The sequence below is a fragment of the Delftia sp. WSY_10 genome (genome assembly GCF_043104705.1).
GTDB classification, from domain to species: Bacteria; Pseudomonadota; Gammaproteobacteria; order Burkholderiales; family Burkholderiaceae_C; genus Comamonas; species Comamonas tsuruhatensis.
Window position 1 is genome coordinate 411,236 of sequence record NZ_JBICKY010000015.1, and the last position, 23,499, is coordinate 434,734.

The 23,499-nt window shown below is 67.7% G+C and carries 30 protein-coding genes; 27 read left to right on the top strand and 3 right to left on the bottom strand.

The genetic code is table 11. From position 1 onward, the window contains the following. Positions 1 to 49: 49 nt before the first annotated feature. The gene (gene clpP, locus ACF8ML_RS08300) at positions 50 to 658 is read right to left on the bottom strand and encodes an ATP-dependent Clp endopeptidase proteolytic subunit ClpP (protein WP_016445088.1); all 609 of its coding nucleotides are present in this window, start codon (positions 656 to 658) and stop codon (positions 50 to 52) included. Between the two features lie 135 nt (positions 659 to 793). Beyond that, on the bottom strand, positions 794 to 2,104 hold the full coding sequence (tig, locus tag ACF8ML_RS08305; protein WP_016445087.1) for a trigger factor: 1,311 nt from the start codon (positions 2,102 to 2,104) through the stop codon (positions 794 to 796). A gap of 569 nt (positions 2,105 to 2,673) precedes the next feature. Between tig and ACF8ML_RS08310 the strand changes: the two genes are divergently transcribed. The 24 genes from ACF8ML_RS08310 to ACF8ML_RS08425 all read left to right on the top strand — a co-directional run bounded on the left by ACF8ML_RS08310 (position 2,674) and on the right by ACF8ML_RS08425 (position 21,868). Further along, on the top strand, positions 2,674 to 2,892 hold the full coding sequence (locus ACF8ML_RS08310) for a hypothetical protein (RefSeq protein WP_016445086.1): 219 nt from the start codon (positions 2,674 to 2,676) through the stop codon (positions 2,890 to 2,892). Positions 2,893 to 3,273: 381 nt separating this feature from the next. Continuing rightward, a complete protein-coding gene (locus ACF8ML_RS08315) occupies positions 3,274 to 3,477 on the top strand; it encodes a tail protein X (RefSeq protein WP_016445085.1) in 204 nt (67 codons plus the stop codon). Position 3,478: 1 nt separating this feature from the next. Continuing rightward, the gene (locus ACF8ML_RS08320) at positions 3,479 to 3,745 is read left to right on the top strand and encodes a hypothetical protein (protein WP_392406920.1); all 267 of its coding nucleotides are present in this window, start codon (positions 3,479 to 3,481) and stop codon (positions 3,743 to 3,745) included. Then, entirely contained in the window at positions 3,742 to 4,323 is a 582-nt protein-coding gene (locus ACF8ML_RS08325; protein ID WP_392406921.1) for a glycoside hydrolase family protein, read from the top strand. Before ACF8ML_RS08320 ends, ACF8ML_RS08325 begins: the two co-directional genes overlap by 4 nt. Further along, positions 4,323 to 4,889 (top strand): DUF2514 family protein, encoded by a 567-nt coding sequence (locus ACF8ML_RS08330; protein ID WP_392406996.1) that lies wholly within the window; start codon positions 4,323 to 4,325, stop codon positions 4,887 to 4,889. The genes ACF8ML_RS08325 and ACF8ML_RS08330 overlap by 1 nt, the downstream gene beginning before the upstream one ends. Further along, positions 4,873 to 5,382: a phage tail protein gene (locus ACF8ML_RS08335; RefSeq protein WP_392406923.1), complete on the top strand. Its 510-nt coding sequence runs from the start codon at positions 4,873 to 4,875 to the stop codon at positions 5,380 to 5,382. Before ACF8ML_RS08330 ends, ACF8ML_RS08335 begins: the two co-directional genes overlap by 17 nt. Before the next feature lie 95 nt (positions 5,383 to 5,477). Further along, positions 5,478 to 6,074, top strand: coding sequence for a phage baseplate assembly protein V (locus tag ACF8ML_RS08340; protein WP_235434622.1), 597 nt, complete (start codon positions 5,478 to 5,480; stop codon positions 6,072 to 6,074). Continuing rightward, positions 6,071 to 6,421 carry a GPW/gp25 family protein gene (locus ACF8ML_RS08345; RefSeq protein WP_016445079.1) on the top strand — a complete coding sequence of 117 codons (351 nt, stop codon included), beginning with the start codon at positions 6,071 to 6,073 and terminating at the stop codon, positions 6,419 to 6,421. The genes ACF8ML_RS08340 and ACF8ML_RS08345 overlap by 4 nt, the downstream gene beginning before the upstream one ends. A gap of 8 nt (positions 6,422 to 6,429) precedes the next feature. Next, positions 6,430 to 7,275, top strand: a complete 846-nt coding sequence (locus tag ACF8ML_RS08350) for a baseplate J/gp47 family protein (protein ID WP_224986493.1) — start codon at positions 6,430 to 6,432, stop codon at positions 7,273 to 7,275. Further along, positions 7,272 to 8,252: a phage tail protein gene (locus ACF8ML_RS08355; RefSeq protein WP_141833969.1), complete on the top strand. Its 981-nt coding sequence runs from the start codon at positions 7,272 to 7,274 to the stop codon at positions 8,250 to 8,252. Before ACF8ML_RS08350 ends, ACF8ML_RS08355 begins: the two co-directional genes overlap by 4 nt. A gap of 2 nt (positions 8,253 to 8,254) precedes the next feature. Next, entirely contained in the window at positions 8,255 to 8,740 is a 486-nt protein-coding gene (locus ACF8ML_RS08360) for a hypothetical protein (RefSeq protein ID WP_012204516.1), read from the top strand. A 10-nt stretch (positions 8,741 to 8,750) separates the two neighbouring features. Further along, entirely contained in the window at positions 8,751 to 11,867 is a 3,117-nt protein-coding gene (locus ACF8ML_RS08365; protein WP_392406926.1) for a DUF4815 domain-containing protein, read from the top strand. Then, on the top strand, positions 11,864 to 12,403 hold the full coding sequence (locus ACF8ML_RS08370; protein ID WP_343740059.1) for a hypothetical protein: 540 nt from the start codon (positions 11,864 to 11,866) through the stop codon (positions 12,401 to 12,403). Before ACF8ML_RS08365 ends, ACF8ML_RS08370 begins: the two co-directional genes overlap by 4 nt. Continuing rightward, entirely contained in the window at positions 12,400 to 13,533 is a 1,134-nt protein-coding gene (locus ACF8ML_RS08375) for a hypothetical protein (RefSeq protein ID WP_392406928.1), read from the top strand. The genes ACF8ML_RS08370 and ACF8ML_RS08375 overlap by 4 nt, the downstream gene beginning before the upstream one ends. Beyond that, the gene (locus ACF8ML_RS08380) at positions 13,523 to 14,008 is read left to right on the top strand and encodes a hypothetical protein (protein WP_392406930.1); all 486 of its coding nucleotides are present in this window, start codon (positions 13,523 to 13,525) and stop codon (positions 14,006 to 14,008) included. The genes ACF8ML_RS08375 and ACF8ML_RS08380 overlap by 11 nt, the downstream gene beginning before the upstream one ends. A gap of 306 nt (positions 14,009 to 14,314) precedes the next feature. Continuing rightward, on the top strand, positions 14,315 to 14,725 hold the full coding sequence (locus ACF8ML_RS08385) for a hypothetical protein (RefSeq protein ID WP_155524763.1): 411 nt from the start codon (positions 14,315 to 14,317) through the stop codon (positions 14,723 to 14,725). Continuing rightward, positions 14,725 to 15,210, top strand: coding sequence for a hypothetical protein (locus ACF8ML_RS08390; protein WP_392406932.1), 486 nt, complete (start codon positions 14,725 to 14,727; stop codon positions 15,208 to 15,210). Before ACF8ML_RS08385 ends, ACF8ML_RS08390 begins: the two co-directional genes overlap by 1 nt. Before the next feature lie 57 nt (positions 15,211 to 15,267). Continuing rightward, positions 15,268 to 16,461 (top strand): phage tail sheath subtilisin-like domain-containing protein, encoded by a 1,194-nt coding sequence (locus ACF8ML_RS08395; RefSeq protein ID WP_016450710.1) that lies wholly within the window; start codon positions 15,268 to 15,270, stop codon positions 16,459 to 16,461. A 63-nt stretch (positions 16,462 to 16,524) separates the two neighbouring features. Further along, entirely contained in the window at positions 16,525 to 17,034 is a 510-nt protein-coding gene (locus tag ACF8ML_RS08400) for a phage major tail tube protein (RefSeq protein ID WP_012204508.1), read from the top strand. Positions 17,035 to 17,102: 68 nt separating this feature from the next. Continuing rightward, positions 17,103 to 17,462 (top strand): phage tail assembly protein, encoded by a 360-nt coding sequence (locus tag ACF8ML_RS08405; protein WP_012204507.1) that lies wholly within the window; start codon positions 17,103 to 17,105, stop codon positions 17,460 to 17,462. Between the two features lie 8 nt (positions 17,463 to 17,470). Further along, a complete protein-coding gene (locus tag ACF8ML_RS08410; protein ID WP_012204506.1) occupies positions 17,471 to 17,587 on the top strand; it encodes a GpE family phage tail protein in 117 nt (38 codons plus the stop codon). 113 nt (positions 17,588 to 17,700) lie between these two features. Further along, entirely contained in the window at positions 17,701 to 20,415 is a 2,715-nt protein-coding gene (locus ACF8ML_RS08415; protein ID WP_392406935.1) for a phage tail tape measure protein, read from the top strand. Positions 20,416 to 20,426: 11 nt separating this feature from the next. After that, the gene (locus tag ACF8ML_RS08420) at positions 20,427 to 20,867 is read left to right on the top strand and encodes a phage tail protein (RefSeq protein WP_012204504.1); all 441 of its coding nucleotides are present in this window, start codon (positions 20,427 to 20,429) and stop codon (positions 20,865 to 20,867) included. After that, positions 20,867 to 21,868: a contractile injection system protein, VgrG/Pvc8 family gene (locus tag ACF8ML_RS08425; RefSeq protein ID WP_392406937.1), complete on the top strand. Its 1,002-nt coding sequence runs from the start codon at positions 20,867 to 20,869 to the stop codon at positions 21,866 to 21,868. The genes ACF8ML_RS08420 and ACF8ML_RS08425 overlap by 1 nt, the downstream gene beginning before the upstream one ends. A gap of 48 nt (positions 21,869 to 21,916) precedes the next feature. Here ACF8ML_RS08425 and ACF8ML_RS08430 read toward each other — a convergent pair whose 3' ends face one another. Beyond that, complete coding sequence (locus tag ACF8ML_RS08430) at positions 21,917 to 22,249, bottom strand: helix-turn-helix domain-containing protein (RefSeq protein ID WP_012204502.1); 333 nt, start codon at positions 22,247 to 22,249, stop codon at positions 21,917 to 21,919. A gap of 86 nt (positions 22,250 to 22,335) precedes the next feature. Between ACF8ML_RS08430 and ACF8ML_RS08435 the strand changes: the two genes are divergently transcribed. From ACF8ML_RS08435 to ACF8ML_RS08445, 3 genes are all read left to right on the top strand, one after another. Then, positions 22,336 to 22,557 carry a hypothetical protein gene (locus tag ACF8ML_RS08435; RefSeq protein WP_224986487.1) on the top strand — a complete coding sequence of 74 codons (222 nt, stop codon included), beginning with the start codon at positions 22,336 to 22,338 and terminating at the stop codon, positions 22,555 to 22,557. A gap of 61 nt (positions 22,558 to 22,618) precedes the next feature. Beyond that, positions 22,619 to 22,942 carry an ogr/Delta-like zinc finger family protein gene (locus tag ACF8ML_RS08440; RefSeq protein WP_099734180.1) on the top strand — a complete coding sequence of 108 codons (324 nt, stop codon included), beginning with the start codon at positions 22,619 to 22,621 and terminating at the stop codon, positions 22,940 to 22,942. Between the two features lie 151 nt (positions 22,943 to 23,093). Beyond that, entirely contained in the window at positions 23,094 to 23,498 is a 405-nt protein-coding gene (locus ACF8ML_RS08445; RefSeq protein ID WP_232244042.1) for a hypothetical protein, read from the top strand. Position 23,499 lies beyond the last annotated feature (1 nt).

A 23,499-nucleotide genomic window follows, 5' to 3' on the forward strand; every position in this document is an offset into this window, starting at 1 on the left:
GTTTTCCGTAGGGGGAAAACGCCGCCCATTCTCATACAGCCTCCGGGCTTCAGGAGCGCTTGTTGATCACCTGATCGACCAGGCCGTAGTCCTTGGCTTCGTCGGCGGACAGGAAGTAGTCGCGCTCGGTGTCGTGCTGGATCTTTTCCAGCGGTTGGCCCGTGCGCTCGGCCAGGATCTTGTTCAGGCGCTCGCGGGTCTTGAGGATCTCGCGGGCGTGGATCTCGATCTCGGTGGCCTGGCCCTGCATGCCGCCCAGCGGCTGGTGGATCATGACCTGGGAATTGGGCAGCGCAAAGCGCTTGCCCTTGGTGCCAGCGGCCAGCAGGAAGGCACCCATGCTGGCTGCAATGCCGGTGCACAGCGTGGACACATCGGGCTTGATGAAGTTCATCGTGTCGAAGATGGCCAGGCCGGCGCTTACGGAGCCGCCGGGGCTGTTGATGTAGAACGAAATGTCCTTGTCGGGGTTTTCGCTTTCAAGGAACAGCAGCTGGGCCACGACGAGGTTGGCCGTCTGGTCATTGACAGGGCCCACCAGGAAGATCACCCGGTCCTTGAGCAGGCGCGAGTAGATGTCGTACGACCGCTCTCCGCGGCCGGACTGTTCGATGACCATTGGGATCATGCCCAAACCCTGAGTTTCCAATGCGCTCATGTTTTCTCCAGTACTAGGGGGCTACTTTAGCCGTATCCGGAAAGAAAATGGGGCTTGTGCGCCAAAGCACAAGCCCCGCAGATGCCAACCCGCCCGCCGATCTCACGAAGCGGCAGGCAGGCGGTGCTCAAACCCTCAGGCCTGGCCCATCAGTTCGTCGAAGGACACGGCCTTGTCGGAGACCTTGGCCTTGCCCAGCACGAACTCGGTCACGTTGTTTTCGATGACAACGGCTTCGACTTCAGCCAAGCGTTGGCGGTCGCCGAAGTACCAGCGTGCCACGTCTTCGGGCTTTTCGTAGCTGGCGGCCAGCTCTTCCACGTGGGCCTTGATCTGCTCGGGCGTGGCGTGCAGCTCGTTGGCGCGCACCAGCTCGGCCACCACCAGACCCAGGCGCACGCGGCGCTCGGCTTGGGGCAGGAACACGTCTTCAGGGATCTCGGCCTTGTCGGCGTCCTTGATGCCGCGCTGCTGCAGCTCGGCGCGGGCGCCTTCCAGCAGACGTGCGACTTCAGCCTGCACCGAGGCCTTGGGCAGTTCCAGCTCGGCCTTGGACACCAGGGCGTCCATCACGGCTTGCTTGTTGCGGCCCTGGACGCGGAACTTGACTTCACGCTCCAGGTTCTTCTTGATGTCGGCGCGCAGGCCTTCGACCGTGCCTTCAGCCACGCCCAGGGCCTTGGCAAAAGCCTCGTCCACTTCGGGCAGGTTGGCGGCTTCGATCTTCTTGACCGTCACCAGGAAGTCGGCAGTCTTGCCGGCCACGTCCTTGCCGTGGTAGTCGGCGGGGAAAGCCAGGGGGAAGGTCTTGGACTCGCCGGCCTTCATGCCGCGCACTGCGTCTTCGAATTCCTTGAGCATCTGGCCTTCGCCGACCAGGAACTGGAAGTCTTCGGCCTTGCCGCCGGAGAAGGTCTCGCCGTCGATCTTGCCTTCGAAGTCCACGGTAACGCGGTCGCCGTCCACGGCCACATCGGCCTGGGCGCGCTGCGCGAAGGTGCGGCGCTGCTTGCGCAGGATGTCCACGGTCTTGTCGATGGCGGCGTCGTCCACTTCGGCCGTCAGCTTCTCGACTTCGGCCGAGGTCAGGTCACCGATCTTGACTTCAGGCATCACTTCGAAGATGGCTTCGAACTGTGCCTCGCCCTCGGGAGCGCCTTCCTTTTCGGAGATGCGGGGCTGGCCGGCCACGCGCAGCTTGGCTTCGTTGACGGCCTGTGCAAAAGCCTCGCCAACCTTGTCGTTGAGCACTTCATACTGCACCGAATAGCCATAACGCTGGGCCACCACGCTCATCGGCACCTTGCCGGGACGGAAGCCGTCCATCTTCACGGTGCGCGCCACTTGCTTGAGGCGGTTCTCGACTTCGCTCTGGATGGAGTTCAGGGGCAGGCTCAGCGTGATCTTGCGCTCGAGCTTTTCAAGGGTTTCAACAGTAACGGCCATGTTTGTTCCTATGAGGGATTGGACCGTGCCGGCTGCTGTACAGCCCGCACCGTATTGCGCAAAAGTCACGGTGCAACGCGAGCCAAAGCCAGTCGGCCGCGCGGCACCTCAGATTTCAAGGGCTTACATCACATGCGCCTGGCCGCTGGGGACCGCACATGGTTCGCTCAACCCGTGATGTAAGCGAAGCCGGACATTATAAACGAGGCGGTTTTAACCTCCGGACGCACCCACTTGCGGGGAATCCCCCAATCCGTTTGCAAACGGGCCGTCCCTACAGGAAGCGGGCTTGGGCAGTGTTCGCCGCAGTTGAGCGGCGTTGGTGCGTGGTGCGCGGGGGGCGGGTCGTCAACCATTCAAAAACAATCACTTGTCTTCACAGCGCGGGATTCGCGCGGGCCGTTCAAAAGCCTCCAGGTGCACTCTGCACACCCCAGGTCGACATGTACACGACCTGATCAAAACCCCGCTTGCCGTCCTCAATCAGCAGATGAAACAGGGTCACTTCAAATTGAAACATCTGCCCATTCGACCTATACTGTATGTGCATACAGTAGAAAGAAGACGTGATGCAGCACCAGATTGAGACGGTCAGGGACGATGTGGAAAGCGCCAGCGAGCAAGTGGCCGCCATCTGCGAGCTGCTGGCTGCAGCCCGGGGCACGGCCGTGCACGCCTCGGCCATTACCGCATTGCTGCTGCCGGTGTCACGCAAGCTCAGCGCGGCGGCGGGCGACCTGTCCGACCATCTGCATCGCAGCCAGGCAATTGGCAGCAAGCGCAGCTAGCCCAGCCCACCTTCGCCTCGACAAGGCCCCGCCCTGCGGGGCCTTGTCGTTCCTGCACCGGATACGCCGATGGTGTGCCCGGTTTGCGCACAGGCTTCGGCGATTGCCCGGCTGGCGCCCCTGGGCAAACATGGCATTCAACCCCGGCCCGCGCGCCGGACCCGGCATACCGCCTGCCCGGTGCCTCCGTGATCCGGTGGACTGAGGCGTTCCCGGCATCCGCAGCCACATGCATGGCGGGTGCACCAGGAACAGGTCCATGCGGGCCGGCCCACGAGGAGCCTCAGTGAGTCTTGCCATTCCCATTCCCATTCCTGCGCCGGATCAGGCGATATCGCCCCCTGCCCATACCGCCACCCATGGGTACAGGGAGTGCGACTAATGCAGGCCATTGCCCGTGAATACGAAACGCTGGACGAGCTGTGCATGCGCCAGCTGGGCGCCACGCGCGGCGTGGTGGAAGCCACGCTGGAGCGCAACCCGGGCCTGTCGGCCCACGGGCCCCATCTGCCCGCCGGCCTGGCCGTCGAGCTGACCGAACCCGCCCAGGCCCCCAGCCTGCCCCTGATCAGTTTCTGGGATTGACATGGACCGAGAAACCATCGTCAAGACCGCCGCCCTGGAAGGCGCCAAGGCCGCGCCTCCCGTCACCGTCGTGGCCGCGAACGTGGCCAATGGCTGGACCATGACCCATACCGCCACCGCGCTGACCATCGTCTACGTGCTGCTGCAGGCCGTGTATCTGCTGTGGCGCTGGCGCAATGAGCGCGAGGACCGGCGCGCGCGCCAGGCCGAGGACGCTGCGCGCAGGAAGGCGTCTTCGACCGCCACAGACACCGGAGTGGCCCCATGAGCACAGCGCGCATGCCAGCGGCAGGTCTGGGCATTGGCGCGGCCATCGTTGCTGCCTGGATTGCCGCAGAAGGCTTCAGTGCGGCGCCCATCATTCCCGTGCAGGGCGATGTGCCCACCATCGGCCACGGCGCCACGCGCTACGAGGACGGCACACGCGTGACCCTGGCCGACCCGCCCATCACCCGCGAACGGGCACGCGAGCTGGCCATCAACCTGCTGGAGCAGCAGTACGGCGCCTGTGTGCGCGATTCGCTGGGTGACACGCAGGTGCACCCGGCCGAGTTCGCCCAGGCGGTGGACTTCGCAGGCCAGTACGGCTGCGGGGCCTGGCGCGGCTCCTCGATGCTGGCCCGGACACGGGCTGGCGACTACGCCGGCGCCTGCCAGTCCTACCTGTCCTGGCGATTCATGACCAGCAGCCAGCCTTTGCAGGGCTTCAGCGCCTATCGATGGGATGGCGCAGGCCGGCCCACGCGCTGGCGCTTTGACTGCTCGGCACCCGGCAACAAGGTGTGCCGCGGCGTGTGGACACGCCAGCAGGCGCGCCACGCGGCCTGCATGGAGGCCCAGCCTTGATGGACCGCCTGCAAACCCATGCCTGGCAGCTGCTGGCCCTGCTGCTGGCGGCACTGCTGGTCTGGCAGTCGCTGGCGCGGCTGGGTGCCGAGCGCGATGCGGCGCAGGCACGCACGGATCTGGCGACCGACCGCCAGGCCGCTGCCACCGCCGCGCTGCACGCATCCGAACGCTATCGACAACGGGAAGGAGCCTACCGTGAACGCCTCGACTTTCTTGCACGCGACACGGACCTGGCCCTGGCGCGCGCTGCGGCGGATGCCGATGCTGCCCGCGCTGCTGCTGGCCGGCTGCGCGGCGACCTCGCCAGCTACCTCACCGCCCACCGTGCCGCCGCCCAGGCTCGCGCCGCTGCCGGACAGTGCGCGCCAGACACCGCAGCCCTCGATCTGCTCGCCGAGCTGCAGCGCCGCGCTGACGAGCGAGCGGGAGCGCTGGCGCGCATTGCTGACGACGCCCGCCACCGAGGCAGCGCCTGCGAGCGCGCCTACGACGCCGGGCTCGCGCTGACCAGCGCCCTGACAAGCACCATGACCCCGGACCCACGCCATGCTCAAGCCCGCTAGCCTGCGCGACGCGCTCGTCGCTGCCCTGCCCCAGCTGCAACAGTCGCCGGGGAACATCCGTTTCACCATCCAGAGGGGCCGTGTGGTCAACACGGGCACGCCGTCCCTTTCCTGGGAATACCGCTACACGCTGAGCCTGGTGATTGCGGACTTCACCGGCAGCATCGATGCCGTGACCGTGCCGCTGCTGGTCTGGGCGCGGCGCCACCAGCCCGACCTGTTCGACCATGCCGAAAAGCGCGAGCAGGCGATCCGCTTCGACATTGCGCCCCCTTCCACGGACCCTGCAGCCGCCTCTCAGCCGCAGCAGCTCGCGATCGAGATCGACCTGGTGGAGGCTGTGCTGGCGCGCCCGCGCGAGGGCGGCCCCGGTGCCTTCGACCTGATCTACAAGCCCGAGCCGCCAGGCCAGCTCGACATTGCGCAGCGCCAGTTGTGGGAGCTGTTCCTGTTCGGCGAGAAGGTGGCCGAGTGGAACTACGACCCGCGCTGAGGCGTGGCCGGGCCGCATGCCGGGCTGCATGTGGCAGCGTGCGCCACGCCCGGCACACGGCGACACGCAAGGGCCCGGCCGGCACCATGAACGCCATGGATTCGCCCGTCGCACAAACCGAGAGCCCGTACGAGATCATCCGCCGCCTGGAGGGGCTGATCCGCACCGGCACCATCGCCGCAGTCCGCCATGCACGCCCTGCGCGCTGCCGCGTCAAGACCGGCAACCTGACCACCAACTGGATTCCCTGGCTGGCACTGCGCGCCGCAGGCGAGAACGCCAGCGTCTGGTGGCCACCGGCCGTGGGCGAGCAGTGCGTGCTGCTGTCGCCCGGCGGCGACCTGCTGGGCGCCGTGGCGCTGACCGGCATCTACAGCAGCGCCGCAGCCCAGCCCAGCGACCGCGAAGGGGTATGCCACACGCAGTGGAGCCCCACCGATTTCATGGAGCACGACAGCACCACGGGCCGTCTCAACATCAACGTGGCCCACGGCATCACGCTGCGCGTGGGCAACTCGGTGATCAGCATCGACGAGCAAGGCATCAGCCTGCAGGCCGGCGGCGGTTCGGCCACCGTCAATGCGCAGGGCCTGGCCGGCGCGCCCGATGTGACCACCGGCCCCATCAGCCTGCTGCGCCACCGACACGGCGGCGTCAGGGCAGGCGACGCCGTCACGCAGGGGCCGCTATGAACCGCCATACAGGCCGCCGTATCGAGGGCATGGAGCATCTGCGCCAGAGCGTGGCCGACATCCTGTCCACGCCCATCGGCTCGCGCGTGATGCGCCGCGACTATGGATCGCTGGTCCCGGCGCTGCTGGACCAGCCCGACAACAACGCCACCCAGGCGCGCCTGCGCGCCGCCGTGGCCAGCGCGCTGATGCGCTGGGAGCCGCGCATCCGGCTGACGCGCATCGTGATCGAGCGCGATCCGGCCGCACCCGGGCGCGCCGACCTGACGCTGATCGGCACCTTCAACAACACGCGCCGCCCGGCCCCGCTGAGCCTGCAGATGCCCATCGCCCGCACCCTTTCATGAAGCAAGACATGACCCCTGCACTGGACGCCCTGCCGCCGCCCGGCGTCGTCGAGACGCTGGATTTCGAGCGCATCCTCGACGCCCACCGCGCCGATCTGCTGGCGCGCCACCCCGAGGCCGCCGAGGTCCTGGCGCTGGAGAGCGAGCCGCTCAACAAGCTGCTGGAGGCGCACGCCTATCGCGAGCTGCTGTACCGGGCGCGCGTCAACGATGCCGCGCGTGCGCACCTGATTGCGTTCGCCCAGGGCTCGGACCTGGATCACAAGGGCGCCTTCTATGACGTGGCCCGACTGCCCGGCGAAAGCGACGAACGCTACCGCCAGCGCATCCTGCTGCGCGTGCGCGCGCTGGCCGGCAGCGGAACGGCAGAGCACTACGAGCACCTGGCCATGACGGCCAGCGCCAATGTGCACAGCGCCATCGCCACGCAGCCCCAGCCCGGCCGCGTGAGCGTGCAGCTGTGGCTGGTCGAGCCCGCACAGGCCGAAGAGACCCTGGCCATCGTGCTGTCGGCCCTCAATGCGCCAGGCGCGCGGCCGCTGGGCGTACCCGTGTCGGTATCGCTGGCGCGCCCGCACCCCATCGACATCACGGCGCACCTGCTGCGCGAGCCCGGTGCGCCCGTGGACATCGTGGCGCGCCTGCAGGCCGGCCTGGCCGCCCAGATTGCGGCCTACGCGCTGCTGGGCCGCGATGTGCCGCGCTCGTGGATCACCACGCGCCTGCATGTGGACGGCATTGCCCGCGTCACCTACCCCGACGCCCAGGCCCCGGCCGAGCTCACGCCGCTGGCCGCCGACGAATACCCGGTGCTGGGCCGCGTCCAGCTGGTGGACGAGGGCCTGCAGGCATGAGCACCGCCGCCATCGTCCCGACGGCGCCCCGCCGCCACGTGCTGCCGCCCAACGCCACGGCGCTGGAGAAGGCCGTGGACCAGGTCGTCCCGAATTGGGATGGCCTGGCCGGCGCCTTTCCCGCGCCGGCCCATGGCGAGCCTGCGGCCTTTCTGCCCTGGCTGGCGGCCGAATGGGGCATCGCCCAGTTCGACCGCTACTTCGACGATGTGCCCGCCCTCATCGCCAACGGCCTGCCCTGGCTGCGCGAGCGCGGCACGGCCGCGTCCATGCAGCGTGCGCTGGGCTGGCTGGGCTATGACGGCGCGCAGCTCGACGAGGATGGTGCCTGGCTGCACCTGGACCTGGGACGCATCATCGGCGACGCAGAGCTGGCCAGCGTGGCCCATGTGGTGCGCGCCAGCCTGCCGGCGCACGTGCGCTTTTACCGCGTCTTCCACGGCCACGACCTGCGCCCGCTGCGGCTGGACCACGGCCCGGGCCTGGACGCCGGCATGCTGGACAACGACAGCGGCACCTGGATCGATGTGTCGCCGTATGGCGAACCCGTCAAGCTCAGCCAGGGCCTGCCCCGCCGCACCGGCACCGAGGCACCGCCTTCGGACGGCGTGCTCACGGCCCAGCTGTTCCGCGTCACCACCATCGCCACCTATGCCGACCGCATGCTGCTCGATGCCTGGACGCTGGACAGCGAGATCCTGATCGACGCCAGCCTGGGCATCACCGAAGTCAACGCCACCACCACGGGCGAGCCCGCCTACTACGCGCCGCTGCGGCCCATTCCCGCGCAGGCCATGGCCACCCACAGCGCCTGGACGGCGCCCGCTCCGCTGGCCCTGGCCAGCCTGCACCCCTGGGCCAGCACCGAGCGCCCGCACGACAACACCCGTACCTGGACCGGACGCTGGGACAGCACGCCCTGGCGCCGATCCTTCGAAACCCGCACCACCACCACCGAAGAACCCGAGGAACCCTGAACATGGCAGTTCTGCAGCAAGCGGGCCGCATCGCCCTCGCCAAGGCCGTCGCCGCCCAGACCATCCACATCGCCTGGGGCCGCGGCCTGCCCGCCTGGGACGCCGCGCCCGAGCCCGAACCCATCACCGCCAACGCCCTGGTCGACGAAATCGGCCGCCGCCTGGTCACCGAGGTGCGCTTTGCGCGGCCCGACGACAACGGCGAGATCGAGCTGCCCAGCGGCGCGCGCTACAGCGTCAGCGACACACCCACCACCTTCGTCTACCTGCGCGCGGCCTTCGGCTTCGACGACGCCAAGGGCGAGGACGTGCGCGAGATGGGCGTGTTCTTCGGCACCCAGGTCGCCACCGACGTGCCGCCCGGCCAGCGCTGGGTGCTGGCCAGCCAGCTGACCGGCAAGGGCGAGCTGTACACGCTGGAGCGCCGCCCCCGGATCCTGCGCAGCGGCAGCGTGCGCCAGGTCGAAGAAATCATCCTCCCCTTCTGAACGGCACCCCATGAGCCAGACCAAGATCTACGACCGCTTCGACGCCGGCAAGCGCTACGACAGACTGCAGTTCGCGGCCGACCGCGTGCTGCAATCGGCCGAACTCAACGAGCTGCAGAGCATGCAGCAGCACCGCCTGCGCGGCATCACCGATGTGCTGTTCAAGGAGGGCGACATCGTCCGCGGCTGCCAGTGCATCACCTCCGCCGACACGGGTGCCACCACCATCGAGGCCGGCGCGCTCTACGTGGCCGGCGCCGTGCGCGGCATCACGCCGGGCACGCTCACCGTGGCCACCGTGGGCACGGTCTACGTGGGCGCCTACCTGCAGACCGATACCGTCACCGAGCTGCAGGACCCCGAACTGCTCAACCCCGCCGCCGGCACGCGCGGCTATGGCGAGCCCGGTGCGCTGCGCGAGCGCGTCACCCTGGTCTGGGGTGCGCAGGGCGACGGCACGGCCGGCACGTTCTATCCCGTGTGGACCATCATCGACGGCTCCGTCATGCCCAAGGAGCCGCCGCCCAACATCGACGCCGTCACCCAGGCCCTGGCCCGCTATGACCGCGACAGCGCGGGCGGCACCTACGTGGTGCGCGGCCTGGACGTGATCATGGGCGAGGACCTGGCCACCGGCCAGCAGGTCTACACCGTGCGCGAGGGCGCCGCCCGCGTCAACGGCCATCCGCTGGAGCTGGGTGCCAGCCGCCGCCTGGTCTACGAGGCCAAGCCCGACCTGTTCTTCGTGGACAGCGAGCCCCACACCTCGGCCGGCACGGCCGCCCAGCGCATCCGCTTCGACCGCCAGCCCGCTGTCGGCACGCCCCAGGTGCGCGTGCAGGCGCGCAAGACCGTCACGCTCACGCATGGCGGCTTCACGGGCGCGGCCGACCCGCTGCCCGACAACGCCGTACTGGCCGTGGACAGCGTGGTCCAGGCCGGCACCACCTACATGCAGGGCACGGACTGGAAGCTGGTGGGCGGCCAGATCGACTGGAGCCCCTCGGGCGCCGAGCCCGTTCCCGGCAGCACCTACCAGGTCACCTACCAGTACATGCTCAACGCCACGCCCACGGCCGTGGACTCCACGGGCTTCACCGTGGAAGGCGCGCTCAAGGACACCCTGGTACTGGTCAGCTACCACTACGCGCTGCGCCGCTACGACCGCCTGGTGCTCAACAGCGAAGGCCAGCTGCAATGGGTGCCCGGCGTGCCCGCCGCCTGGTCGCCCAAGGTTCCGGCCGCACCCAGCGGCACCCTGGCCCTGGCCTCGGTCTACCAAAGCTGGGACAGCAACCGCCGCGTGGACCAGGACGCCGTGCGCGTCGTGCCCATGCAGACCCTCAAGGCCTACCAGGACCACATCCAGACCATCTACGCCGACCTGGCCGAGCTGCGGCTGTCGGTGGACGTGTCGGGGCGGCACAGCGGGGTCAAGAAGGGGTTGTTTGCGGATCCGATGCTGGATGACAGCCTGCGGGATGCAGGCCGTGCGCAGACCGGCCATATCCTGGGTGGCCATCTGCGCCTGCCGCTGAATGTGCAGCTGCACCAGATCGGCACCGACATCACCTCACCCCAGACCACGCCCTACCAGGCTGTGCCCGTGCTCAGCCAGTTGGGCCGCACGACCACCATGCTGGTCAACCCCTACGGGGCCTTCGACCCGCTGCCCAGCTCCACCAGGCTGACGCCCGCCGTGGACTATTGGACCGAGGTGCAGACCACATGGGCCAATCCCATCATCGCAAGCTTCTGGAGCGGAGAGTCCGAGCGTGTGCTCTCGGACACATCCAAGAACATTGAGTTCCTGCGCCAGATCGAGGTGCAGTTCTGGATCGACTTCCCTGTGGGCGAAACGCTGACGGCAGTGACCTTCGATGGCATCGCCGTCACGCCAGAGCCTTTGGCAGGCGGCACGCTGGTGGCCACGGAACAAGGTCTGAAAGGCAAGTTCAAGATCCCGGCTCGCGTGCCCGCAGGCACCAAGGCCGTGCGCTTCACAGGCCGAGGCGGCAGCCATGCAGAAACCATCTTCACCGGTCAAGGCACGCTGCGCAGCCGTACGCTGGCCTCGGTGGTGGTCGTCATCATGTTGACCAACGGCTGGGATCCGCTGGCCCAGACCTTCACACTGGGCACCACGCGCGAAGTCTGCGGAACACGCCTGTGGTTCACGACTCCGGGCAAAGAGGACGTGCAGGTGCAACTGCGCGAAGTCACAGGCGGCGTTCCCTCGCGCGGCGTCATCTCCGAATGCGTGCTCAAGCCGGAGCAGATCCGGGCCGACGTCGCCGCAGGAAAGCCCACCCTTGCGCAATGGGCGCCGCAGCTGCTGGAGGCCGGCGTCGAATACGCCATTGTCATCCTCACCAACGACATGACCACCGCCGTGGCCGTGGCCGAACTCGGTGGCTGGGACCAGGCCCGCGCGCAATGGGTCACCAGCCAGCCCTACAGCGTGGGCGTGCTGCTGTCCAGCAGCAACGCCAGCACCTGGACGCCACACCAGACGCGCGATCTCGCCTTCGAACTGCTGGCGGCTGAACACACGGCCAACACCCGCACCGTCGAGCTGGGCCGCGTCACCGTGGAGGACGCCACCGACCTCATGGTGCAGGCCGGCGCCATGCTGCCGGCAGCCGACTCGCAGGTGGTCTTCGCCATGCAACTGGAGGATGGAACCACGTTGGAGGCCGCAGCCGGCCAGCCCGTGCAACTGGCCAGCCGCTACAACGGCGAAGTGGCCGTGCGCGCCAAGCTCTCGGGCAACACCCAGTTGGCAGCCCATCTGCTGCCCGGCATGCAACTGGCCGCCGCCAGCCTGCAAAACACCGGCGACTACATCAGCCCCACCATCAACGCCGGCAGCAACACCACGCTCAGCGTAGTGGCAGAGGCCGTGCTGCCCGCTGGCAGCTCCCTGGTCGTGCAGATGCAGGCCGAGGGCAGCAGCACCTGGGTAAACGTCCCCTACCTGAGCACCAGCCCGCAGACCGCCGGCGTGCTGGAGATCACCTACCGCCTGGCCGGCATCAACGCCGAGCGCCTGCGTGTCCGCCTGGTCCTCACGGGCAGCCATAGCGCCCGTCCCCAGGTCACCAACCTGCGAGCCATCGTGATATGACATTGCACGACGACAAGACAGCGCAGGGCTGGCCCCTGCCCCACCCCGACAACCGGCTCGAGGACGACGTGCTGCGGCTGCGCCAAGCGGTGCAGGACGTGGACCAGGCACTGACCGCAGCGCGCCAGCTCATCGACACCAAGGCCAGTTCCCAGGGCGTGCAGGACGCCATGGACGTGGTGGCACACCGCATAGAGCAGCTGGAGACCGCTGCCCAGGCGTTGAGCACCGGCAAGGTAGCCAGCGTCAACGGTGTGGCCGGCATCAACGTCAAGCTCAACCCAGAGCACCTCGCGCTGGGCCCGGCCAACGGCGCCACCAGCGAAAGCTTCGGCTACGACGCCCAAGGCCGCATCAGCAGCATCACGCGCAGCGTCAACGGCTTCAGCGCCACCACCGCCGTCAGCTACGACGGCGCCGGCCGCGTCTCCCAGCAGCAGACCAGCTACCGCGGGCGCGTGCGCACGGAAACCTATGCCTACGACGCCGCCACGGGGCGGGTGTCCGGGGTGAATGCGACGGAGGTGCAGGGATGAGCTTGGATGTGATTACGCACAGTGAAGTGCGGCGTTTGGCGCAGAGCCTGCAAAAGGACATGGGGCTGCAATTGCGGTCACGGCCAGTGTGGAAAGGCCCGGAGCGATTTGCACCGGGGATTCGGGTGGGTGGGGACAGTCCTTATCGGATGCTGCCAGCCTTCAGCCCGAACTACTTCTTGGAATCTGTCTGCCATAACGGCGAGATATATGCAGGGACACAGATCAATGGCAGCGTGGGAGCTTCTGTCTACACTTCTGCCGATCTCAAGACATGGGTACTGCGCTCCAGTGCCAGCAACGTCTCCAGTATCTCTAATATCGGCAGAACGATTTTGCTGTGGTGGAACAACCGCCAAACAGTCAGCATATCCAATGACAACGGCCTGACCTGGCCTACCGCCCTCAATGGAACGACATTAATCAATGTCGTAGCTGCGGGTGCCTATGGGTTTGGTCTCAACTCCTCCCAATATTACTATCTGTTTACGGTGACGGGCGGCTGCGAGACGCTTCCCCTTCCAGAATCTCGCCAGTGGAAATACATGCTTTTCAACGGCAGCCGCTACTTGGTGTTGGACTACTACTGTGACCGCGCCTATGCCAGTCAGGATGGGCGAACCAGCTGGCAGGCTACAGCCAATCTGAGCCAGGCGCTGACAGATTTGCCAGGCAACTATGGCTCTATTACCGCTCGCCAAGCCTATGTTATTGATGGACGCTTCGTGATACTTGATGTGGCGCGTGGATCCATCTCAACCGTGATCTCGGACGACGGCATTAACTGGAGAGCAGGCACCACTGGCATGATTTTCGGGCACCATGGCTATATCGCCCAATGCTCCGACAAAGCATCCATATATGACGGCGCACTGTACATAGGTGCGCGCCTCACCAACGGGGTGGCCGGCGATCTTGGCCGGTTCGTATTGCTTGAAATCAGGGAAGGAACCCGCGTCCGGCTAATGCCCTCCTTCTACACGCCAAGTTCCAGCGGCTCCTCGGAGACGCCGCCTGGAATACATGCCAAGGTGGGGGGAACCGGTCTGTTCTTCAACTCAAGCGCCAACGTCCCTGGCGCACGCTACGAAATCAACCCAGATGCCATGGAGACCTACCATGCACTATGAATATGACCTCTGGGGTTGGTATGTCGGTGAGCACCAAACCTGGCGTGAACGCTGCACCACACTGGCGCCATCATGCACCGACATGCCCGAAGAGCCCGGCACCACACGCTGCCTGTGGACCGGCAACGGCTGGATAGAACACCCCTACGAGAAGCCGCCGATCCTGCCAGATTTGCCACAGCATCCAGACCCACGCCACATCACCCCCCTGGCCCTGCGCCGCCGCTTCACCCTGGCCGAACGCTCGGCCATCGAATGGGCGGCCGTGGACCGTGCCGACACCAGCGAGAAGCAGCGCAAGGATGCCGCCATGCTGCGCGCCTGCCTGAAGGACCAGGAGCAGGCCGGCTTCATCGACCTGGACGATGCGGACGTAGCCACCGGCGTGCGGCTGATCGAGGAGCTGCAACTGATCGCACCAGGCCGCGCAAGCGAGATCCTCGTGGCACCCGTCCAGCCCGGCGAACGCCCCTGATATCCCCACCTGCAAAAGCCCCGGCACCTATTGGGCGGCCGGGGCTTTTCCGTTTCTGATCTGCACCCCAAAACCGGTGCAAAAGCAAGCCTCTGTGCAGCCCTCCGGCACAGCCAAGGTCGCTGGTGCCCAAGCCCCCGCCGCGAGAACATCAATGCAACCCGGGCACAGCGCCAGCGGCCTTGCAGGCGGCCGGCGTCAGGCCCTGCCAGGACAACCAGGCCGCCTTGGCTGCATGAACTTCAGCATGAAACAAACCATCACTGTCGATTCCATCAACACCGCAGCTTGCGCAAAGGTGCCCGCGTGAGCCTGGATGCCGTCATCAGTGCCGATCTGGTGAAGACGCGGGCGGAGATTGCTGCCTTGACCAGCTCCCTGGCGGCCGCACGCAGCGCGGTTGCGGAACTGAGCAGCCAGGTCAACGGCAGTACTGTCATCAAGAGCGTTCAGAGGGGTCGAATCGATATTCCCGCCGCTAGTAGCGGAAGCACTAGCAGGGTGGTTGTCAGCATTTCACCGGTCAATCCCGCAAAAGCAGCCTTGTCGTATCTAGGTAGCACAGGTGTTCGCCAATGGAACACCGAAGGCATGTTCAACGGAGGACATGTTGCCTTGATTTCTGGCACCCAAATTGAAGGGAACTGCACGCTTCCACCGTGGGCGGGAGCAGGAACTGGGTTCTCCATGTCTTGGGAACTGGTGGAGTTCAAGTAATGTCCCACCACTACGCCCAGCTCACCCCCGCCGGCGTGGCCTTCGCCATCACCGAAACCCACGCCGAGCTCAACGCTCCCGACCTGCTCCCCCTGCCCCGCTACGACACCTCGGTGCTCGGCCGCCGCTGGACCGGCACGCACTGGGAAGACGTGGCGCAGGCCTTGCCTGAAGACCAGGCAGCGTCCAACGAACCCGCCTCCCGCCACATCACCCCCCACGCCCTGCGCCGCCGCTTCACCGTGGTCGAGCGCACGGCGCTGGAGTGGGCGGTGGTGGACCGTGCCGAGGCGGGCGAGGCCGACCGGCTCAACGCGGCCACGCTGCGCTCGCTGCTCAAGGACATCGAGCAGGCGCGGCAACTCGATCTTGACGACCCCGAACTGGCCGACAGCCTGCGCCGGTTCGAGGCCTTCGGACTCATCGCCGCGGGGCGTGCCCAGGAAATCCTGGACGGCCCCGTACAAGCCCACGAACAGCCGTGACCACCCCTTTTTGACGACAGCCCCACGGCCCAACCACCCCCCAACCCGGAGAACACCATGGCGACAGCCCCGTTCCATCATGGCATTCGCGTCACGGAAGTGAGCGAAGGCATCAATTCCATCCGCATCGTGTCCACGGCCGTGATCGGCCTCGTGGCCACGGCCAGCGACGCCGATGCGGCCACTTTCCCGCTGAACCGCCCGGTGCTGGTCACCAAGGTCGATGCGGCCATCGGCAAGGCCGGCACCAAGGGCACGCTGGCCCAGGCGCTGAACGCCATCAAGGAGCAGTGCCGCCCGGTGCTGGTCGTCGTGCGCGTGGCCGATGGCGAAGGCGCCACCGAGGCCGAGCGCCGCACCGACCAGGACGCCAAGGTCATCGGCACCACCGCCGGCAACCAGTACACAGGCCTGCAGGCGCTGCTGGCGGCCCAGGCCCAACTCGGCGTCAAGCCGCGCATTCTGGGCGCACCGGGCCTGGACAGCCAGGCCGTGACCGACGCGCTGGCGTCCGTGGCCATCAAGCTGCGCGGCTTTGCGTATGCGGCGGCCATCGGCAACGATGTGGCCGAGGCCCAGGCCTACCGCGAGCACTTCGGCCAGCGTGAACTGATGCTGCTGTGGCCCGGCTTCAAGGCGCTGGATCTGTCCACCGCCGCCGTGCAGGACGCCTCGCCCGTGGCCTACGCCCTGGGCCTGCGCGCGCGGATCGACCAGGAGCAGGGCTGGCACAAGACGCTGTCCAACGTGCCGCTGTCCGGCGTGCTGGGCATCTCGCGCGATGTGCACTGGGACCTGCAAAGCCCCGATACCGAGGCCGGCATCCTCAACCAGGCCGGCATCACCACGCTGATCCAGAGCCAGGGCCACCGCTTCTGGGGCTCGCGCACCTGCACGGACAGCGAGCTGTTCCGCTTCGAGTCCAGCGTGCGCACCGCGCAGGTGCTGGCCGACACCATGGCCGAGGCGCATTTCTGGGCCGTGGACAAGCCCATGCACCCCAGCCTGGTCAAGGACATCCTGGAAGGCATCAACACCAAGTTCCGCGAACTGAAGGCCCTGGGCTACATCCTGGACGGCAAGGCCTGGTACGACGAAACGGTCAACGAGACCGCCACGCTCAAGGCCGGCAAGCTGGTGCTGGACTACGACTACACGCCCGTGCCTCCGCTGGAGGACCTGGGCTTTCGCCAGCGCATCACCGACCGCTACTTCGCCGACTTCGCCCTGCGCGTGGGCACCGGCCAGTAAGCGGCGGCCGCACCCGACACACCCAATACACCGAACACACCGGATACACAGGAGAAAAGCACCATGGGACTGCCCCGCTCTCTCAAGAATTTCGCCACCTTCGTGGATGGCAACTCGTACATCGGCGACATGCCCGAAGTGGGCTTGCCCAAGCTCACCCGCAAGATGGAGAAGTACCGCGCCGGCGGCATGAACGGCGAGGTCAGCCTGGACTTCGGCATGGAGGCCATCGAGGCCGACCTGACCGCTGCCGGCTACATGAAGGAATTGATCTCCACCTGGGGCACGCTGCGCCACGACGGCGTGCTGCTGCGCTTCGCCGGCGCCCTGCAGGGCGATGACAGCGAAGGCGTGGACTCGCTGGAAGTGGTCATGCGTGGCCGCTTCTCGGAGTTCGACCCCGGCAAGGCCAAGGCCGGCGACAAGACCGAGATCAAGTACAAGCTGGCCGTCAGCTACTACCGCCTGTCCATCAACGGCCAGGTGCTGATCGAGATCGATCCGGTCAACTTCGTCGAAGTCGTCAACGGCATCGACCGCCTGGCCCAGGTCCGCGCCGCGCTGGGCATCTGAGCCTGGCTCAACTGACCGGGCCGGCCGGCCCGGTCCTCCTCTTTTCTTCACCCGAACGCTGACACACCATGGACACCACCAAGCCCCAGGAAGACCTCCAGAACCAGGCTGCCGCCAACGCGGCCGCCCTCGCATCGGGCGATGCGCGCGAGATCACGCTCGACGTGCCGCTCAAGCGCCCGGGCGGCGACCTGGCCCGGGTGCTGGTGCGCCGCCCCAATGCCGGCGCGCTGCGCGGCCTGTCGCTGGTCGAGCTGCTGCACATGAACGTGACCGCGCTGCAGACCCTGCTGCCGCGCGTGACCGAGCCCATGCTGCACAAGGCCGAGGTGCTGCAGCTGGACCCCGCCGACCTGGTGACCCTGGGTACGGAGGTGGCCTCTTTTTTGGTGCCGAAGGCGCAGAGGGAGCAATTCCCGAGCGCGTAGAGGACGCCATGGCCGACCTGGCCATGGTCTTCCACTGGCGGCCGGCGGACATGGAGGACATGTCGCTGGCCGAACTCGGCCAATGGCATGAACGGGCGCGCGAGCGCTACGAAAGCCAGGACTGAGCCAGGACTGAGCACCACCTCCACTCCATCGCCCGCCTCTCGCCCCTCTCTTGCACGCCCCTTGCCCATGACCTCCACCCAACGCCAAAACCGCACCGGCCAGGGAGCCCTCCATGGCCGTTGACACCCTGCGCCTGGACGAGGTGCTCAAGCAGGCCGAGCGCGTGCACCAGCCCCTGGCGCTGCTGGGCAGAACCAGCAGCAACACGGCCCGGGAACTCAAGGAAACGGTCGACCAGTTGAAGAAGCTGCAGCAGCAGCAAGCCCAGCTGGGCGACTACCGCGCGCTGCGCAGCGGCCTGGCCGACACCACGGCACGGCTGCGCGGCGCGCGCCAGCAGATGGCCCAGCTGCGGCTGGAATCGGGCGCGGGCGAGCAGCCCTCGCGCGCCATGCTGCGCGCGCTGCGTTCGGCCCAGGTCGAGGAAGAGCGCCTGGCGCTGCTGCGCGCCACGCAGCGATCGCGCCTGATGGACATGCGCGAAGGCCTGCGCGGCGCGGGCGTGGACACGGGCAACCTGTCCGCGCACGAGCGCAAGCTGCACAACGACATCCGCGCCACCACGGCCCAGATGGAAAAGCAGCGCAAGGTGGTGGCACCGGCCGCCCAGCGGCTGGAGAGGATCGACGCCCTGCGCGAGCAGAGCAAGACCCTGGCCGATCGCGGCCAGGCGCTGCGCGAGACGGGCGGCAAGATGCTGGCGCCCGTGCGCGCCGTGAGCCAGGCCTTCATGACCGACGACCAGGCCGCCGCACAGCTGCGCGCCACCATGGCGGGCAGCAACGGCAAGCCGGGCGCCGACTACCAGCAGGTGCTGGACTTGGCCAAGAGCCTGGGCACCGACATGCCCGGCAGCACGGCCGACTACATCGCGATGATGAACCAGCTGCAGCGCCAGGGCGTGTCCTCGCAGGATGTGCTGGGCGGCGTGGCCCGGCAGGCGGCCAACCTGGGCGCGGTGCTGAACATGCCCGCCAAGGAGGCCGGCGAGTTTGCGGCGCAGTTGCAGCAGGCCACCCGCGCAAGCGCGGGCGACATGGCCGCACTGGCCGACACGGTGCAGCGCACCTCCCATCTGGGACTGGACCCCACAGGCATGGTCAAGGGCCTGGACGCCATCGGCAAGGCCCTGCCGCAGCTGGGACAGCAGGGCGCAAGGTCGGGACAGATGTTCGCGCCGCTGCTGCTCATGCTCAACGACGCCAGCATCAGCGGCGAGGCCGCCGGCAAGGCCGTCGGCAACCTGGTCAAGAACTCCATGGACCCGGCCAAGCTGGGCCAGGTCAACAAGATGCTCGCGAGCCAGGGCGTGTCGCTGGACTTCAAGGACGCCAGCGGCCAGTTCGGCGGCACCGAGCAGATGATGGCCCAGCTGCAAAAGCTGCAGAGCCTGGGCAGCGACAAGCTGCGCGCCGCTGCGCTGGACAAGCTGGCGGGCGGCGATGCGCAGACGCGCAAGGCCCTGGAGGCGCTGCTCCAGCAGGGCCCGGGCGGCTACCAGCAGATCGCCTCCCAGCTCAAGTCACAGGCGGATCTGGATGGGCGCGTGGCCATCCTGAAGGACTCGGTCTCGGCCCAATACGAGTCCGTCAAGGACAGCTACAACGGCCTGTTGAGCGACATGGGCTCGACCATCGAGTCCGACCTCAAGGCCGTGCTGGGCACGCTGCGCGAGATGACCGAAGGCATGCGTGCCTGGGTCAAGGAGCATCCCCAGATCGTGCAGTGGACGCTGCGCATCGTGGCCGTGCTGGGCCTGCTGGTCGCAGGCGTCGGCGTGGTGAGCAGCGTGCTGTTCGGCCTGCTGGCGCCGCTGCTGCTCACGCGCACCGTGTTCGGCCTGCTGGGCGCGGCCATGGGCGCAGGCAGCAGTGCCTTGGGCGTGCTCAGGCGCGGCCTGGCGGCCGTGGTCCTGTCGCTGGGAATGATGGGCGGCGGCGGCAGTGCCATGGGCCTGTTGGCCGGCGGCTTGCGCATGGCCAGCAACGCTGCGGGCGTGCTCAGGCGCGGGCTGGGAGCCGTGGTCCTGTCGCTGGCCATGATGGGCCGCGGCGCTGCCATGGGCAGCATAGGCACCGCCCTGGCCGGCGCGGGCCGCGCTGCAGGCCGCATCTTCGGCGGCGGTGCAGGCAAGGGCCGTGCGGGCGCCGTCATGGGCCTGCTGGGCGCCGGCCTGGGGGCCGCAGGAGCCGTCGGCAGTGGCCTGGGCGGTAGTCTGGGTGGTGCAGCCGCATCGCTGATGGGCCTGGTGCGCATGACACCCATGGGCCGGCTCGCAGGCGGCCTGATGGGCGCGGGCGGCTCGATCATGCAGAACTGGGACGGCCTTTCCACCGCCTTCAAGGCCGGCGACTGGAAGGGCGTCGGCGGCACGCTGCTGGAGGCCGGCAAGGCCGGCCTCGATGGCGCCACGGGCGGCCTGTTCGGCGTGGTCTCTGACCTGGCCGGCAAGGGCATCAGCGGCCTGGCCTCGTCGGTGGGCTCATGGTTCAAGTCCGGCGATGCGTCGGCACCCGACCAGGGCCGCGCCGGCGCACTGCGCCAGGGTGTCGCTGCTGCAGCCACGGCGGCCACGCTGGCCACGGGCGCCATGCCGGCCCTGGCCGACACGGGCGCCGTGCGCATCGACAGCCGCCCGCCGCTGGCCAGCGCTGCTGCACCCGCGCCGGCACCGGCCCCGGTGGCCGGCGCCACCATCCATATCACCGTCAACGCTGCGCCCGGCCAGGATGCGCAGGCCATTGCGCGCGCCGTGGCCGCCGAGCTGGACCGCCGCGACATGGCCAAGCGCTCCAGCGTGCTGTCGCAGCTGTCCGATATCGATTGAGGAGCATGAGCATGCTGATCACACTGGGCCAGTTTGCCTTCGGCATCGACACACTGGCATTCGACAAGCTGGTGCGCAGCAGCACCTGGCGCCACCCGAGCAACAGCCGCGTGGGCGCGCGCCCCGCCCGCCAGTCGCTGGGCCCAGGCGATGAAACGCTGGGCCTGACCGGCGTGCTCGCACCCGAGTTCCGGGGCACGGCCAAGTCGCTGGACGACCTGCGCGAAATGGCCGACCAGGGCAAGGCATGGGCCCTGGTGGGCGGCGAAAGCATCCTGGGCGCCTGGGTCATCGAGAGCCTGCAGCAGACCGGCACGCACTACACACCGGGCGGCAAGCCGCGCCGCATCGAGTTCGATCTCAAGCTGGCCCGCGTGGACGACCACCTGGCCGAAGGCGGCGGCGGCGTCGATCCCTGGCCCGATGACGACTTCTGGGAATGGTGGATCTGATGGCCACACAGGAATACCTGCACGCCAAGCCCCAGTACGAGATCGTCCTGGACGGGCGCAACATCACCAGCCAGGTGGACACGCGGCTGATGAACCTGACGCTGTCCGAATCGCGCGGCGAAGAAGCCGACAAGCTGGACATCACGCTGGACGACAGCGATGGGCGCCTGGCCCTGCCGAGCAAGGGATCCAAGATCGCGCTGAAGCTGGGCTGGGCCGGCCACGGCCTGGTCGACAAGGGCACCTACGAGGTGGACGAGGTGGAGCACCAGGGTGCGCCCGACAGGATCGTGGTGCATGCGCGCTCGGCCGAGCTCAAGCGCCAGCTGCGCACGCGCTCCGAGCACAGCTACCACAACAGCACGCTGGGCCAGATCGTGCGCAGCATTGCGCAGCGCAACGGCCTGCAGGTGCGCGTGGACGCGCAGTTCGAGAACCTGCGCGTGGACCACATCGACCAGACCCACGAAAGCGACCTGAACTTCTGCAGCCGCCTGGCGCGGCAGTACGACGCCGTGTGCACGGTCAAGAAGGGCAAGCTGGCCTTCATCGCCATCGACAGCAAGATCACCGCCGGCGGCCAGACCGTGGAGGCCGCCACGCTCACGCGCGCCGAGGGCGACAGCCACAACTACCACACGGCCGCACGCAACGACTACAGCGGCGTGCGCGCGTACTGGAACGACGCGGATCGCGCCGAAAAACGCAGCGCCACGCAGGGCGCCGAAGACAACGAAAAGCGCCTGAAGGACACCTACGGCAGCGAGGCCGAGGCGCAGGCCGCCGCCAAGGCCGAGATGGGCCGCATCAACCGCGCCAAGGCCACCATGGGCCTGAAGCTGGCGCTGGCGCGGCCCGACCTGATGCCGCAGACGCCGCTGAAGCTGCAGGGATTCAAGGCAGAGATCGATGACACGCCGTGGCTGGTCGTCAAGATCCAGCACGAACTGGGCGACGCCGGCTTCACCTCCAAGCTGACGCTGGAGACACGCGCCAAGTGAGCGAGAGGGGCGGGTAGAGCGCGTCCTGGAGCGGCCACCGCAGGCCGTTCAGCGCGCGGCCAGGGTCGCCACGGCCATGATGGCGGCGCGGCCCGAATCGTCGGCCCGGCCGTAGCAATCGAGCAGCTCGCGCTCGTCGGGCGCCAGGGTCTGGACCGATGCGTTCGCATGCTGGCCCGTGACCACATACAGGACATCCACGCCCAGGCCCGCCATCACGGCCAGGGCGGCCGCATTGGGCGATTGCTCGCCCTTCTCCCAGGTGGCCAGGGTGCCGCGCGAGACGTCGCAGGCGTCGGCCATGGCGAGCTGCGCCACGTCCAGACGCAGACGCTCTTGCCTCAGCCTTTCACCGATGTGATCGAAATTTCTTCTATTCATCAATTGACATGCTCGAAATTTCGAGCAATGATGCAGTCAGCGTGTAACCAAACCATCCAAACCATCCCAAATACTACATGACAGCCATGCACTCCCCCAGAGCCGTGCCCGGTATCCCTGCGGATCCGGTGCTTCATGACAGGCCCGTGCCACTGCGCATGACGGCATCCGAACGCGAACGCCACGCCCGCTATGCCAGCCGTGAAAGCCGCAGCGCCTCCAACTTCGCGCTGAAGCTGTACCGCATGGGCATGCAGCAGTACGAGCAGCAGATGCCGCCGCTGCCCCAGGCCGATCAGGCGCGATAGCCGCCCGCGCCGACCTGTTCACCGCCTTGTCTTCGATCCCAACTGCCCCCAGGAGCCTGCCATGCGCATGATGTGCCCCCACTGCAACGAACACGCCTACACCCGCACCAGCCTGCAGCTGACCAGCACCAGCCGCGAGACCATCTTCCAGTGCCGCAACTTCGAGTGCGGCCATGTGTTCTCGGCGGTCACCGAGATCAACCGCACCATCAGCCCCAGCGCCATCCCCAACCCCATGGTGATCCTGCCGATGAGCACGCACATCAAGCGCAAGCTGCTGCAGACCCAGCTGGACGCCATGCCGTCCTCGCAATACGAAGGCGCAGCGCACCGCGCAGCCCAGGCGGCCGAATCCGCCCAATCCCCCCAAGGCGCGCGCAGCTAGCGCGGCCGGGGCGCCTTCTCCTGACGGCGCCCCACCCGGCGCGCGGGCAGCCCGCCTGCACCGCCGCCACCCAACCCCCTTTCCCGCAACCTGCGGAGCCTGCATGAAGGCCCTGCGGGATGCGCTCACCCTGAAACGACCTGGACAGACCATGAAGCTCGGCGACCTGCGCCTTTCCGATCTGATGCGACTGCTGCGGGCAGACGATGCGCCCGCGCCCGAATACCGGCCCGAGGACCCGCCCGCGCTGCCCGAGGCCTACCAGCGCCTGAGCGTCCAGGACTGCCGCATCCGCCTGCGCGAGCTGCAGCGCGAGGCCGCGCAGCGCTGCGCAAACGGCCGCTGCGGCAGCGCCGAAAGCCGCGAATGGGCGGGCCTGGCCAGCCACTACCGCATGGCCCTGGTGCTGCTGGCGGGCATAGACGGCGAGATCGAGGAGCTGGCCCTGCGCGACTGGCGCGAAATGCCGCCGCCCGAGCGCGACGCCATCCGCCGCCAGATCCGCGCGCTGCGCAGCTGCCTGCTGCCGCTGCGCGCGCTGGCCCTGAGGACCTGAG

Bases quoted from the DNA above. Each gene is read 5' to 3' on its own strand.
- clpP (WP_016445088.1), bottom strand. From the start codon at position 658: ATGAGCGCATTGGAAACTCAGGGTTTGGGCATGATCCCAATGGTCATC.
- tig (WP_016445087.1), bottom strand. From the start codon at position 2,104: ATGGCCGTTACTGTTGAAACCCTTGAAAAGCTCGAGCGCAAGATCACG.
- ACF8ML_RS08310 (WP_016445086.1), top strand. From the start codon at position 2,674: ATGCAGCACCAGATTGAGACGGTCAGGGACGATGTGGAAAGCGCCAGC.
- ACF8ML_RS08315 (WP_016445085.1), top strand. From the start codon at position 3,274: ATGCAGGCCATTGCCCGTGAATACGAAACGCTGGACGAGCTGTGCATG.
- ACF8ML_RS08320 (WP_392406920.1), top strand. From the start codon at position 3,479: ATGGACCGAGAAACCATCGTCAAGACCGCCGCCCTGGAAGGCGCCAAG.
- ACF8ML_RS08325 (WP_392406921.1), top strand. From the start codon at position 3,742: ATGAGCACAGCGCGCATGCCAGCGGCAGGTCTGGGCATTGGCGCGGCC.
- ACF8ML_RS08330 (WP_392406996.1), top strand. From the start codon at position 4,323: ATGGACCGCCTGCAAACCCATGCCTGGCAGCTGCTGGCCCTGCTGCTG.
- ACF8ML_RS08335 (WP_392406923.1), top strand. From the start codon at position 4,873: ATGCTCAAGCCCGCTAGCCTGCGCGACGCGCTCGTCGCTGCCCTGCCC.
- ACF8ML_RS08340 (WP_235434622.1), top strand. From the start codon at position 5,478: ATGGATTCGCCCGTCGCACAAACCGAGAGCCCGTACGAGATCATCCGC.
- ACF8ML_RS08345 (WP_016445079.1), top strand. From the start codon at position 6,071: ATGAACCGCCATACAGGCCGCCGTATCGAGGGCATGGAGCATCTGCGC.
- ACF8ML_RS08350 (WP_224986493.1), top strand. From the start codon at position 6,430: ATGACCCCTGCACTGGACGCCCTGCCGCCGCCCGGCGTCGTCGAGACG.
- ACF8ML_RS08355 (WP_141833969.1), top strand. From the start codon at position 7,272: ATGAGCACCGCCGCCATCGTCCCGACGGCGCCCCGCCGCCACGTGCTG.
- ACF8ML_RS08360 (WP_012204516.1), top strand. From the start codon at position 8,255: ATGGCAGTTCTGCAGCAAGCGGGCCGCATCGCCCTCGCCAAGGCCGTC.
- ACF8ML_RS08365 (WP_392406926.1), top strand. From the start codon at position 8,751: ATGAGCCAGACCAAGATCTACGACCGCTTCGACGCCGGCAAGCGCTAC.
- ACF8ML_RS08370 (WP_343740059.1), top strand. From the start codon at position 11,864: ATGACATTGCACGACGACAAGACAGCGCAGGGCTGGCCCCTGCCCCAC.
- ACF8ML_RS08375 (WP_392406928.1), top strand. From the start codon at position 12,400: ATGAGCTTGGATGTGATTACGCACAGTGAAGTGCGGCGTTTGGCGCAG.
- ACF8ML_RS08380 (WP_392406930.1), top strand. From the start codon at position 13,523: ATGCACTATGAATATGACCTCTGGGGTTGGTATGTCGGTGAGCACCAA.
- ACF8ML_RS08390 (WP_392406932.1), top strand. From the start codon at position 14,725: ATGTCCCACCACTACGCCCAGCTCACCCCCGCCGGCGTGGCCTTCGCC.
- ACF8ML_RS08395 (WP_016450710.1), top strand. From the start codon at position 15,268: ATGGCGACAGCCCCGTTCCATCATGGCATTCGCGTCACGGAAGTGAGC.
- ACF8ML_RS08400 (WP_012204508.1), top strand. From the start codon at position 16,525: ATGGGACTGCCCCGCTCTCTCAAGAATTTCGCCACCTTCGTGGATGGC.
- ACF8ML_RS08405 (WP_012204507.1), top strand. From the start codon at position 17,103: ATGGACACCACCAAGCCCCAGGAAGACCTCCAGAACCAGGCTGCCGCC.
- ACF8ML_RS08410 (WP_012204506.1), top strand. From the start codon at position 17,471: ATGGCCGACCTGGCCATGGTCTTCCACTGGCGGCCGGCGGACATGGAG.
- ACF8ML_RS08415 (WP_392406935.1), top strand. From the start codon at position 17,701: ATGGCCGTTGACACCCTGCGCCTGGACGAGGTGCTCAAGCAGGCCGAG.
- ACF8ML_RS08420 (WP_012204504.1), top strand. From the start codon at position 20,427: ATGCTGATCACACTGGGCCAGTTTGCCTTCGGCATCGACACACTGGCA.
- ACF8ML_RS08425 (WP_392406937.1), top strand. From the start codon at position 20,867: ATGGCCACACAGGAATACCTGCACGCCAAGCCCCAGTACGAGATCGTC.
- ACF8ML_RS08430 (WP_012204502.1), bottom strand. From the start codon at position 22,249: ATGAATAGAAGAAATTTCGATCACATCGGTGAAAGGCTGAGGCAAGAG.
- ACF8ML_RS08435 (WP_224986487.1), top strand. From the start codon at position 22,336: ATGCACTCCCCCAGAGCCGTGCCCGGTATCCCTGCGGATCCGGTGCTT.
- ACF8ML_RS08440 (WP_099734180.1), top strand. From the start codon at position 22,619: ATGCGCATGATGTGCCCCCACTGCAACGAACACGCCTACACCCGCACC.
- ACF8ML_RS08445 (WP_232244042.1), top strand. From the start codon at position 23,094: ATGAAGCTCGGCGACCTGCGCCTTTCCGATCTGATGCGACTGCTGCGG.